The organism is Streptomyces sp. NPDC029159 (assembly GCF_055564055.1).
The window spans coordinates 58,188-70,077 of sequence record NZ_JBVHWT010000004.1 but is presented as its reverse complement, the minus strand read 5'-3'; the positions used below and the strand labels follow the sequence as shown (position 1 = coordinate 70,077).

11 protein-coding genes are annotated in these 11,890 nt (G+C 74.0%); 4 read left to right on the top strand and 7 right to left on the bottom strand.

Going from position 1 to position 11,890, the window contains the following annotated elements; genetic code table 11:
* Positions 1-303: 303 nt before the first annotated feature.
* On the bottom strand, positions 304-1,722 hold the full coding sequence (locus tag ACZ4U4_RS09920; RefSeq protein ID WP_467871096.1) for a purine-cytosine permease family protein: 1,419 nt from the start codon (positions 1,720-1,722) through the stop codon (positions 304-306).
* Positions 1,723-1,993: 271 nt separating this feature from the next.
* On the opposite strand from ACZ4U4_RS09920, the gene ACZ4U4_RS09915 reads away from it, so the two are divergent.
* Complete coding sequence (locus ACZ4U4_RS09915; protein WP_467871094.1) at positions 1,994-2,983, top strand: MurR/RpiR family transcriptional regulator; 990 nt, start codon at positions 1,994-1,996, stop codon at positions 2,981-2,983.
* A gap of 334 nt (positions 2,984-3,317) precedes the next feature.
* Positions 3,318-3,926, top strand: a complete 609-nt coding sequence (locus ACZ4U4_RS09910) for a hypothetical protein (protein WP_467871092.1) — start codon at positions 3,318-3,320, stop codon at positions 3,924-3,926.
* Between the two features lie 9 nt (positions 3,927-3,935).
* Here ACZ4U4_RS09910 and ACZ4U4_RS09905 read toward each other — a convergent pair whose 3' ends face one another.
* The 6 genes from ACZ4U4_RS09905 to ACZ4U4_RS09880 form a co-directional block, all read right to left on the bottom strand.
* A complete protein-coding gene (locus tag ACZ4U4_RS09905) occupies positions 3,936-4,229 on the bottom strand; it encodes a hypothetical protein (protein ID WP_467871090.1) in 294 nt (97 codons plus the stop codon).
* Positions 4,230-4,542: 313 nt separating this feature from the next.
* A complete protein-coding gene (locus ACZ4U4_RS09900; protein WP_467871088.1) occupies positions 4,543-5,904 on the bottom strand; it encodes a type III PLP-dependent enzyme domain-containing protein in 1,362 nt (453 codons plus the stop codon).
* A gap of 65 nt (positions 5,905-5,969) precedes the next feature.
* Positions 5,970-6,923, bottom strand: coding sequence for an ABC transporter permease (locus ACZ4U4_RS09895; protein ID WP_467871085.1), 954 nt, complete (start codon positions 6,921-6,923; stop codon positions 5,970-5,972).
* A gap of 135 nt (positions 6,924-7,058) precedes the next feature.
* Positions 7,059-8,021, bottom strand: a complete 963-nt coding sequence (locus tag ACZ4U4_RS09890; protein WP_467871083.1) for an ABC transporter ATP-binding protein — start codon at positions 8,019-8,021, stop codon at positions 7,059-7,061.
* A complete protein-coding gene (locus ACZ4U4_RS09885; protein WP_467871080.1) occupies positions 8,018-8,383 on the bottom strand; it encodes a transcriptional regulator in 366 nt (121 codons plus the stop codon). The genes ACZ4U4_RS09890 and ACZ4U4_RS09885 overlap by 4 nt, the downstream gene beginning before the upstream one ends.
* Before the next feature lie 28 nt (positions 8,384-8,411).
* A complete protein-coding gene (locus ACZ4U4_RS09880; RefSeq protein ID WP_467871077.1) occupies positions 8,412-8,933 on the bottom strand; it encodes a hypothetical protein in 522 nt (173 codons plus the stop codon).
* Between the two features lie 265 nt (positions 8,934-9,198).
* Here ACZ4U4_RS09880 and ACZ4U4_RS09875 point away from each other — a divergent pair, with 265 nt between their 5' ends.
* Together ACZ4U4_RS09875 and ACZ4U4_RS09870 are read left to right on the top strand one after the other, a co-directional pair.
* Complete coding sequence (locus ACZ4U4_RS09875; protein ID WP_467871074.1) at positions 9,199-10,449, top strand: allantoate amidohydrolase; 1,251 nt, start codon at positions 9,199-9,201, stop codon at positions 10,447-10,449.
* Entirely contained in the window at positions 10,446-11,858 is a 1,413-nt protein-coding gene (locus ACZ4U4_RS09870; protein ID WP_467871072.1) for a formimidoylglutamate deiminase, read from the top strand. The genes ACZ4U4_RS09875 and ACZ4U4_RS09870 overlap by 4 nt, the downstream gene beginning before the upstream one ends.
* Positions 11,859-11,890: the final 32 nt, after the last annotated feature.

Below are 11,890 nucleotides of genomic sequence, written 5' to 3'. Positions count from 1 at the left end.
CTTCCGGTGTGCGGCGGGGCGGCCGGCGGGGGCCCGGCCGCCCGCTGTGCGGCACACCGCCGCCCCGCCGCGCAAGATGTACGAACGCGTCATGTGAACGCAGCACGCGCTTAACACGGGTCCGGCAGATTGTCGGTCACGGCGATCGGAACTCCGGAGCGGCTCCCGGACCTTCCTCTTCGCCGGGGCGCCGCGTCCGGTCCTGGCCCGGAACGCACCCCCTAGCGGGGACCGCCGCCGTCCCGACCCCGGCCACGGCCGGGGTGCGGCGGTCCCCGCCCCTCTTCCCCGGGTGCGGTGCGCTCAGCGGGAGGTGGCCGGTTCGGGCCCCTCGGCGGCGGCCGTGTCCGGCTCCGGCGGGACCAGGCGCCCGGTGTCGCGCCGGGCGAAGATCCCGTACAGCACGGCCGGTACGACCAGGCCGACGAGCCAGGAGACATCGGCGCCGCCGAGCGGGCCGACCAGCGGGCCGGTGTAGAACGCGGTGGCCAGGAACGGCAGTTGGGCCAGGACGCCGACCGCGTAGACCGCGAGCGCCGTGCCGTTCCACGCGCCGTAGCGGCCGCGCGGATCGGTGAGGGCGGGGATGTCGTACCGCTCCTTGGAGATCAGGTAGTAGTCGACGAGGTTGATCGCCGACCACGGCGTGAAGAACGTCAGCAGGAACAGCAGGAAGTCCTTGAACGCGGTGAGGAAGGAATCCTTCCCCAGCAGCGCGACGACGGTGCCCGCCACCATGATCCCGGCGATGTACGCGGTACGGGCACGTGTCGACAGGGTGCGCTGGGCGCGGAAGCCGCTGACGCCGGTCACCAGCGACATGAAGCCGCCGTAGGTGTTGAGGATGTTGATGGTGAGCTTGCCGAGCGCGATGACGAGGTAGAGCAGCGAGGCGATCAGCCCGGTGCCGCCCAGGCCCACGACGTACGTCACCTCGTGGCCGACGAAAGCGGCGGGCGCCGCGGCGGCGGCCAGCGCGCCGAACGTCATCGACCACTGCGAGCCGAGCACCGAGCCGGACAGCGTCCACCAGAACGTCGCCCGGGTCGAGGTGTGGCGCGGCAGATAGCGCGAGTAGTCGGCGACGTACGGGCCGAACGCCAGCTGCCAGGAGGCCGAGAGGGAGACGGCGAGCAGGAAGACGGGCAGGCCGAAACCGTGCGGGTGCAGCAGCGCGCCGAGGTCGGTCTGGTGCAGGAGGCGGGCGCCGAGGTAGACGAAGGCGAGTGCGCACACCAGCCCGGCGACCTTGCCGAGGACGTGGATCAGGCGGTAGCCGACGGCCGTGGCGACGCCTGTGATCAGCGCGAACACGAGGATTCCGGTGGTGTCGCCGAGATGCGTCAGCTCACCGACCGCCTGCCCGGCCAGCACCGTGCCGCTGGCGAAGAAGCCGATGTACATCACGATGACCAGCGCCAGCGGGACGACCGCGCCGCGCACCCCGAACTGCGCCCGCGAGGTGATCATCTGCGGCAGTCCGAGCCGGGGGCCCTGCGCGGAGTGCAGCGCCATCACCGCGCCGCCGAGCAGATTGCCGACCAGCAGTCCGGCCAGGGCCCAGAAGGGCGTCGCGCCGAAGACGACGGCCAGCGCCCCGGTGACCACCGCGGTGATCTGGAGGTTGGCGCCCAGCCAGAGCGTGAACTGGTTGAACGCGCTGCCGTGCCGCTCCTCGTCCGGGACGACATCGATCGAGCGTTTTTCCACCACACCGGCCATGGACACCACCTCCCTGGATGACTCCTGTATGAATTCATTCAGAATTAGGGTGGAGTGAATGGAAGGTCAATAGGTGGGAGCGGGCCATCTGTGCCGGACGGGACGGAAGGGAGCCCGGTTCGGTGAGGTCTGCTCCGGTGCGGTCCGATTCGGCCACCCGGCCCGGCGACGGTCTCCGGGCGGACGTACGACGGTGCGTCGCGGGGCCGGAGTTTCCGTAGAGTCGATCGGTAGACGACATGGCCCCCGACCGGGCCGGGAGGAAGAGGCGATGAGCGGGGACGGGGACGGGAACAGCGGCGGCGGTGCGGCCGGTGTCGCGGGTGTGACGGGGGCGACGGGTACGGGGGAGGCCGGTGCGACGGGTGCTCCGGCGGCCGACGCGGCTGGCGTGGCCGGGGCGCCGGTCGGTGAGGGTGATGCGGCCGGTGGTGACGCGGCGGCCGCACGGGTGCAGCGGCTCTTCGAAGGGCGGCGGCTGACGCCCACCCAGCGGCGCATCGCCCACTGCATGGTGCGCCGCGCCGCCGACGCACCGTTCCTCTCCAGTGTCGAACTCGCCGAACTCGCCGGGGTCAGCCAGCCCTCCGTGACCCGCTTCGCGGTCGCCCTCGGCTTCGACGGCTACCCGGCGCTCCGCCGCCGGCTGCGCGACACCGCCCCGACCGGCCCGGACGCCACCGCCGTGGCCAACGAGTACCAGCAGGCGGTCCAGGCGGAGATCGACAACCTCCGCCATCTCGCCGCCGTCCTCGCCGACCCGGAACCGGTCGTCCGGGCGGGCCGGCTCTTCGCCGCCTCCCGCCCGCTGCCCGTCCTCGGCCTCCGCGCGGCCACCGCCCAGGCCGCCGGATTCGTCTACTTCGCCCGCAAGGTCCACCCGGACGTCCGCCTCCTCGACGAGGGCGGCTCGCTCCTCGCCGACCGCATCGACGCCGCCGTACGCGCCGGGGCGAGCGCCCTCCTCTGCTTCGCGCTGCCGCGCCATCCGCGCGAGGTCGTCGAGGCGCTGGAGTACGCGCGCACCGTCGGCCTGACCGTCGTCACCGTCGCCGACAGCGCCTTCGCCCCCGTCGCCCACCACACCGACCTGCTGCTGCCCGCCCCCGTCGGCACCGGCCTGACCTTCGACACGGTCTGCGCCCCGATGCTCCTGGGCCGCGTCCTGCTGGAGGCGATGTGCGACGCCCTGCCCGGGGCCCAGGCCAGCCTGGAGGAGTTCGACGCGAAGGCGGCGGCACGGGGGTTGTTCGTGGAGTGAGGCGCCTGGAGCGGGTGCGGGGCCGGGCCGGTGGGGCGTGCGCCGGGGTGGTTCGGCTTGCGCTCGGTGAGGCTTGCGTTCGGGCGCCTGTGAGCTTGGGTTTTCGGTGGCGTGGCCCGGGGTGGGATCCGGGGGCCGTCGTGGCCGTTCGCCGTCTCCTGCGTCCCGTCCCCCGTGTCCCCTCTCCCGTCTCAGGGAATCCTCATCCGGACTTACTACGATCTGCGGCCGGCACGGGGGTGTCGGTGCAGAGGTGACGGTACGGGTGTGCCGGTACGCGGACGGGGCCGTGCCGGGCCGTCCGTGCGGTGCGGCCGAGGTGAGGAGGTCCGGCGTGGGACGTGGGGCGTACGGGCTGGCGCGGGTGGCGGTGATCGTCCGGGCGCCGGCCGGCTGGCTGTGGTGGTCCGGACTGCTCGCGGCCGGAATCGGCGCGCTGCCACCGGGGCTGACGGGGCGCCGGATCGGGGTGCTCGCCGGGATCGCGGGCGGTCTGATCGTCGCGTTCGCGGTCTACGCCACGCGCCGCCGCCGCTGGAACGCCCTGCTCGGCGCCGCGGAACGGGCCGGCCGGGCCGTCGTCCTCCAGGACCGGGCGGTCACCCTCCGCACCTGGCGCCGGGCCCACCGCTGGTGGCTGCTCCTCGCCTTCGCAGCCGCCGTCGGCTCGTCGTTCGCCCTGCCCGCGGCCGGTGGCCTGCTGCTGTCCGGCGCCGCGCTCGGGCTGTGGGCCAAGGCCCTGTGGCTCGGCCGCTGGGAACGGGAGCACGACGCCCTGCTCTGGGTCCGCACCGAAGCGGCGGTACGCGGTGGCGCCGCGGGCCGGACCGTCCCCGGCCACCACACCACCGGCCTGGCCGCGGGCGACGCCGCCCCGGGCGGCGCCCGGACCCGGACCCGCACTCGCGCCCCGGGCCGTCCGACGGGCCCGACCCGGCGCTGATCCGGCGGATCACGCTTCAGGTTCGGTGCGGCAAAGGTCGTAGAGGTAGGACTGGTCGCCCTTGAAGCTGCGCCAGACGGTGGCAGGGGGTTCGGGTGCGTCACCGTCGTGGTGCAAGGGATGAGCGGTGACAAGACCACCGGCGATCTCGCAGTGCCAGCCGTCCTCCGGCCCCCAGACACACCACACCTGCCCGTCCGTTCGGCGATAGGCAGGCCGGTGATGCCTCTCGCCGTCGCGTTCGAAGCGGTGACGAAGACCGTCGACATGGCGCACGAAGACGAAGGACGCAAGAGCCGTCATGCCTCCGGCACTGTAGGGGCCAAGCCTGTCCGCGGCGAAGGTGTTTCGGCGCGGCCTCCTCGGCGGCCGCGACACCGGAGGCCCGGCCCGTTGGTCCTCCGGTGTCGGGAGGGGGCTTGGCCTGACGTCTGCGCCAGGTACGGCGCCTTGGCCCGGATTGGCCGGTTCGTCTTTGCCCGCGTTGGCTCGGCCCACACAGCCTTCGCTCGTGCCGCATCGGCTCGACCCGGCTCGGCTCACTCCGCGCAGCCGCAACCTGGAGGATCGGTCCGGTTCGCCCCGCGGCCCTGCCTCAGCCCGGCCGCAGGCCCCCTCACCGCAGCGCCCGCAGCTCCTCCCCGTGTGCCCCGCCGCTCTCCGCCGTCAGCTCCTCCAGGGTCTGCGGCGTGCGGACGGTCGCGAAGCGGACCTCGCCCGACGGGTCCGCCGTGTAGCCGTACACCCCGGGCCGGGGCAGCGAGTTGTAGGCGAAGTGGGTGGAGAAGTAGTACGCGCCGGTGTCCAGCAGTGCGGCGTGGTCGCCGGAGGCCAGGAGCGGCAGCGGGCGGTTCTCGGCGACCAGGTCGCCCGCGAAACAGCACGGCCCGGCGATGTCCTGGGCGACCGCCGGCCCCTCCTTGGGGCGCCCCTGCGCGTCGTACGCGGCGACCCGTAGCGGCCAGGCGTCCGGTACGAACACCGTCCGGGTGGCGACCTGCGCCCCCGCGTGGGTGACCGCGATCGGCCGTCCGCCCGCCGATTTCGCGTACTCCACCCGCGCCACGACCGTGCCGTGCTTGGCCAGCAGCGACCGGCCGAACTCGGTCACCAGCCCGTACCGCCCCCGGAACAGCCCCGGCACCCGCTCCCGCAGCAGCTCCACATACTCCCGGTACGTGGGCGTGACCCGGTCCGACGCGAAGTTCACCGGCAGCCCGCCACCGATGTCGAGGGTGTCGACCTGGGCCCGCCCCACCCGCGCGTTGATCTCCTCGGCGAGGTCGTACAGGGCCCGGACCCCGTCGGCCATCAGCGGCAACGCCATGCCCTGCGAGCCGACGTGACCGTGCAGCCGGGTCAGCCACGGGCGGTCCCGATAGGCCCGCACCACCCACTCGCGGGCGCCCTCGTCCCGCAGCGCCACCCCGAACTTGGAGGTGTCCGTCGCGGTGCTCATCGCGCCGATGCTGCCGCCGCCGAGCTGCGGATTGACCCGCAGTCCCAGCGGCGCGTCGGTCGGTGCCGACGACACCAGCGCGTCGACCCGGGCCAGCTCCTCCGGGTTGTCGACGTTGACCGCGATGCCCAGCGCCAGGGCCTCCCGCAGCTCGGCGGGGGTCTTGGCCGGGGAGTCCAGCACCGTGCGCCGCACCGGGACGTGCGCCGCGCGGGCCAGCGCCAGCTCCCCGGGGCTGGCCACCTCGCAGCCCAGCCCCTCGTCGGAGAGCAGCCGCAGCACCGGCACCAGCGACGCGGCCTTCACCGCGAACGCGTGCAGCACGGGAACCCCGGCATCGGTGAACTCGGCGAAGGCGGAACGGAGTTCGGCCGCCGAACGCCGCACCCCCGCGACATCCAGCAGCCCGGCGACGGGCGCGGCGGGGCTCACGAGCCCCTGCTCGACGGCTGCCCGTACGGCACGGTCCCGGTCGGTGAGGCCCGGAACGGTCGGAGAACCAGTGGTGAGGCCAGTCATGTCGTCACTCCATCATCGCTCTGCCGTGCGACGCCACAGGTGTCCAGGGACCGGTCACCGAGCTGTTACGCCACCCCGGTGCCGCTCAGCTCCGCCTTCCGCTGCCGCGCGGACAGCCGCGACCCGGACTCCCGCCGGGTGGCCCGCCGCAGCAGCGGTACGGCCAGCAGGAACCCGAGGACCGCCCACGCCGCCAGCACCAGTGCGACCCACGGCAGATCCCAGGACCCCGCGGGCTCCGCCGCCCGCGCCGCGTCCGGGAGCAGCGCCGACCGTATGCCCTGCGCCATCCACCGCAGCGGGAAGCAGGACGCCACCCGCTGGACCACCTCGGGCAGCGCGCTCAACGGGAACATCGCACCCGACGTCACCAGCAGCGCCATCACCGGCAGCATCAGCAGCGCCAGCGCCTCCCGCGGGTTGGGGAGTACGGCTCCGATGGCGGCGCCCAGCGGTATGACGGCGAGCAGGCCCAGCGTCGTCACCCACAGCAGCGTCAGCCAGCCGCCCGGACCCTGCGGCAGCGGCCCGTCCACCAGCAGCGCACCCGCTCCGAGCAGCACCACCAGCGTGCCCACGGCCACCGCGACCATCAGCAGCGACTTGGCCAGCAGATAGGCCGGTATGCCGCCCGGCGTGGCCCGCAGCCGCAGCAGCGTGCCCTCCTCGCGCTCGGTCACCATCATCTGCGGGAGGTTGAACAGCCCCACCTGGAAGAGCAGATACGCCGAGAACCCGGCGAGGGTGAGATGCCCCATCGGGATCCGGGTGCCGGGAACGGTGCCGCTCAGCGTTCCCGCGATCACCAGCGCGACCACGGTGTTGAGCAGATGCCCGGTCATCTCCTTACGGTTGCGCAGCAGATGCCGTATCTCGATGACACCCCGCGCCCACCCGGCCCGCCAGATCTGCCCGCGCGCACCGGCATCCCTCGGGCCGGCGCCCCGACGCCGGCCCGGAGCGCGACCGGCCGCCCCGGTCGAAGCCGCTTCCGTGCCTGTCCTCGTGCCTGCTGCCACACCTGTCGCCGTACCTGTCACCGTGTCCGTCCCGGTATCTGTCATGACGTCATTCCCCCGTGCCGGTCCTCGTCGTTCGTGTCCGTGTCCGTGTGCGCGTGCGTGCGCGTGTCCGTGCGGTGCGGAGCCGTGCCGTCAGGCCGCGTGCGCCGCCTCGGCGGTGGCGTCCTGTGTCCCGTCCGTCGCCGGTCCGGCGGGATCGTCCGCATCGGCCGTGCCGTCCTGTCCGTGCAGCATGTGGAGATAGGTGTCCTCCAGCGTCGGGCGGCGGACCTCCAGGTCGGGGAGGGGGCCGTCGGCCGACCGGTGCAGGTCCCAGACCAGCTGGGAGGGGTCGGCGGTCCGCTCCCGGCGCGGTGTGCCGTCCAGGGCCGTCCAGCGGACCTCCGCCTCTGCGGCCGCCCGCCGGGCCAGCTCCCGGGGCGTGCCGCAGGCCCGTATTCGGCCCTTGACCAGCATCGCCATCCGGTCGGCCAGCCGCTCGGCCTCGACGAGGTCGTGCGTGGTGAGCAGGACCGTCACCCCTTCCTCCCGGGCCAGCCGTTCGACCAGGGCGTGGAAGTCGCGGCGCGCCTCGGGGTCGAAACCGGTGGTCGGCTCGTCCAGGAAGAGGAGCTCGGGGCGGCCGACGATGCCGAGTGCCACATCGAGGCGCCGCCGCTGGCCGCCCGAGAGCTGGGCCACCTGCTGGCCTGCCTGGTCGGTGAGGCCGACGAGGCCCAGCAACGCCTCCGGGTCGCGCGGCTCGCGGTAGTAGCGGGCGAAGTGGGCGAGGAGTTCGCCGACCCGCCAGCGTCCGTGGTCCCGCCAGGTCTGCAGGACCAGGCCGAGCCGGGCGCGCCAGGCGTCGTCGCCGTGGGCCGGGTCCGTGCCCAGCACCTCGACCTCGCCCGCCGAGCGCCGCCGGAAGCCCTCCAGGATCTCCACGGTGGTGGTCTTGCCGGCGCCGTTGGGACCGAGCAGGGCGAGGATCTCGCCGCGGTGCACCTCCAGGTCCACCCCGCGCAGCACCTCCCTGGCGCCGTAGCTCATCCGCAGCTCGCGCGCCCGGATCACCGGACCGTCGCCGGGCCGCGTGGGCATGGTGCGTGTGGTCATCGGGTCACCTCGGCGGGCGTCGGGGCGGCGGTCTCGTCGGTGGGTGCGGTGGCCGCGGGGGCGGCGGTCGGGGCGTTCTCCACGATGGTCCGGAGCGCCGCCACATGGCCCTCGAACGCGGACCTGCCCCGGCCGGTGAGCCGGACCTTGGTGCGGCGCCGGCGGCCGCCGCCCTCCTTGCGGATCTCCAGGTACCCGGCCTCCTCCAAGGTGTGCAGCTGCTTGGAGAGTGCCGAGTCGCTGAGCGAGAGGCTGTCCCGGATGAACGGGAAGTCGGCCCATTCGGTGGCCGCGAGCAGCGCCACCACGGACAGCCGGGTCGCTGGATGGATCAGTTCATCGAAGCCTGTCGGGGTGCTCATCGGGCGTACTCCTCACCACGGGGGCGGATCATCGGGCGGTCGGCGCGGCAGGGGCGCCGCCCGGGGCGGGCCGGTCGCCGCGGCCGCGCAGCGCGGTCAGCGTCCAGCGGTTCACCGGACCGGCGCAGAGCAGGAAGACGCCCACGGAGACGGTGGCCTGGATCACGGTGGGCAGCGGCAGCCGCAGGCTCTCGGCGGCGTACCCCGACAGCAGGACGGTGGTGAGCGCCACCACGGCGCCGAGCAGGGCGGAGACGCCGGAGCGCCAGGTGTGGCGGGAGCGGTGCAGCCGCACCCGGGCCCGGCGGACCCGGCTGCCGATCAGCACGCCGATCAGGGCGACGTAGGCGGCGGTCACGAGCCAGGAGGCCCAGTCCGGGAGGGACAGGCCCCAGCTGGCGACGAAGAGCCACATGAGTGCGGCCGTGGGATAGATGACGCCCGTGCTGTCGGACGCGCAGCGCTCCACCTCGTCGTAGACCCGCTCCTGCGGTACCCGGATGCGCTGCAGGTCCTGCCAGGCACGCTCCGCGTCGACCGGTGTGGTCATGGTCGTCCCCTCCCCGTGACGTTACTTGCCTACTGGGAAAGCTAACACCGGCTTTCCTTGCGGGCAAGTCAAAATCCGGGGTGAATTTTCGCGTGCGCCCGATTCGGCCGCGATGGCCGTCCGCCTCCCCGTCCTGTTGACTAGCCATATTCAGCGAAGTCAAGATGTGAATATCCCGATCCAATCGCTGCCGGGAGGCACCCGTGCCAGGACCTCGTCCCGTTCCGCGTGAAGGCGCCGCCGATCCCACGACGGGAGTGCGCGCATGACCGGTCAGACCGCGTCGTTCCACACCATGTGGCGGGAGCTGCGGCCCCTCGGCCGCGACACCTCCTCCGGCGGCTACCGCCGCCACGCCTGGACCCCCGCCGACGCCGACTGCCGCGCGTGGTTCCGCGCCCAGGCCGAGTCCCGCGGCCTCGTCCACGAGCTGGACCGCAACGGCAACCAGTGGGCCTGGCTCGGCGTCCGCTCGTACACCGAGGTCGCCCCCGGCGCCGCCGTCGTCACCGGCTCCCACCTGGACTCCGTCCCGGACGGCGGCGCCTTCGACGGCCCGCTGGGCGTCGTCTCCTCCTTCGCCGCGCTCGACGAACTCCGCCGCAGGGGAGCGGAGTTCACCAAGCCGCTGGCCATCGTCAACTTCGGTGACGAGGAGGGCGCCCGCTTCGGGCTCGCCTGTGTCGGCTCCCGGCTCAGTGCCGGCGCCCTCACTCCCGAGGACGCCCGTGAGCTGCGCGACGGCGACGGCGTCACCCTGCCGCAGGCCATGGAGCGCGCCGGATACGACCCCGACGCGATCGGCCCCGACCGCGACCGGCTGGACCGGATCGGCGCCTTCGTGGAGCTCCACATCGAGCAGGGCCGCGCCCTCGACCTGACCGGCGACCCGGTCGGCATCGCCTCCGCCATCTGGCCGCACGGCCGCTGGCGGTTCGACTTCCACGGCGAGGCCAACCACGCGGGCACCACCCGCCTGGAGGACCGCCACGACCCCATGCTCAGCTATGCCCGGACCGTCCTCGCCGCCCGGGAGGCCGCCAAGGCCGCGGGCGCCCTGGCCACCTTCGGGAAGATCGGCGTCGAGCCGAACGGCGTCAACGCGATCCCCTCGCTCGTCCGCGGCTGGCTCGACTCCCGCGCCGCCGACCAGGACACCCTGGACACCGTCGTCAAGGAGATCGAGCGCGCCGCCGCGGAGAGCGCCGCCCGCGACGGCGTCGACCTGCGCGTCGTCCGCGAATCCTTCACCCCCGTCGTGGAATTCGGCCACGCCCTCCGCGACGAGCTGGGCACCCTGCTCGCCCGCGCCGGTGACGGACGGCCCGTACCCGTCCTCGGCACCGGCGCCGGACACGACGCCGGCATCCTCTCGGCGACCGTCCCGACCGCCATGCTGTTCGTACGCAACCCCACCGGCGTCTCACACTCGCCCGCCGAAACCGCGGCTGAGGACGACTGCGTCGCCGGGGTCACCGCACTCGCCGACGTATTGGAGGGGCTCGCGTGCGCATGACGCCGCAGGACACCACGCCGCACGGAACGGCGCCGCAGAACGCCGCCCCCGAACGCCCCACCCCGCAGGGCGCGACGGTCTACTGGCTCGAACACGCCTGGCTCGACACCCACACCGAGCCCGGGGTGACCGTCGAGACCGCACAGGGGCGGATCACGGCCGTCCGCACCGGCACCGCCACCCCGCCGCCCGGCGCCGTCGTCCTGCGCGGGCTGACGCTGCCGGGCCTGGCCAACGCCCACTCGCACGCCTTCCACCGGGCGCTGCGCTCCACCGTGCAGGTGGGCTCCGGCACCTTCTGGACCTGGCGCGAGGTCATGTACGACACCGCCGCCCGCCTCGACCCGGACAGCTACCACGCCCTCGCACGGGCCGTCTACGCCGAGATGGCGCTCGCCGGCATCACCTGCGTCGGCGAATTCCACTACCTCCACCACCGGCCCGGCGGCGGCGCCTACGCCGACCCCAACGCCATGGGGGAGGCGCTGATCGCGGCCGCCGCCGAGGCCGGAATCCGTATCACCCTCCTCGACACCGCTTACCTCTCCGCGGGCTTCGGCACCCCGCCCGCCCCGCACCAGCAGCGCTTCTCCGACGGCACCGCCGACGCCTGGGCCGAGCGCGCCGCCGCTCTCAAGGGCGCGGAGCACGCCCGCATCGGCGCGGCGATCCACTCCGTCCGCGCGGTGCCCGCGGCCCAACTGGGCACCGTCGCCGACTGGGCCCGCGAGCGCGGTGCCCCGCTGCACGTCCACCTCTCCGAGCAGACCGCGGAGAACGACGCCTGCCAGGAGGCCCACGGCTGCACGCCCACCCGCCTCCTCGCCGACCACGGAGCCCTCGGCCGCACCACCACCGCGGTGCACGCCACCCACCTCACCCCGGAGGACATCGGCCTGCTCGGCGGCGCCGGGACCGGCGTGTGCATGTGCCCGACCACCGAGCGCGACCTCGCCGACGGCATCGGCCCCGCCGCCCGCCTCCAGCAGAGCGGCAGCCCGCTCTCCCTGGGCAGCGACAGCCACGCCGTCATCGACCTCTTCGAAGAGGCCCGCGCGATGGAGCTGAACGAGCGGCTGCGCACCCGCGCTCGCGGCCACTGGACCGCCGCCGCGCTGCTGCGTGCCGCCACCGCCGACGGGCACGCCGCCCTCGGCTGGGACGACGCCGGCACCCTGACCACCGGAGCCCTCGCGGACTTCACCACGATCGCGCTGGACTCCGTACGGACCGCGGGCCCGCTGCCCCGGCTCGCCGCGGAGACCGCGGTATTCGCCGCGACGGCGGCCGACGTACGGCACACCGTCGTCGGCGGCCGGCAGGTCGTCCGCGACGGCGTGCACACGCTGGTGCCGGACGTGCCCACCGAACTCGCCGCGGCCATCGCCGCCGTGCGCACGAACGACTGACGCGCCCCCAGCGGACGAACCAGCGGACGAAG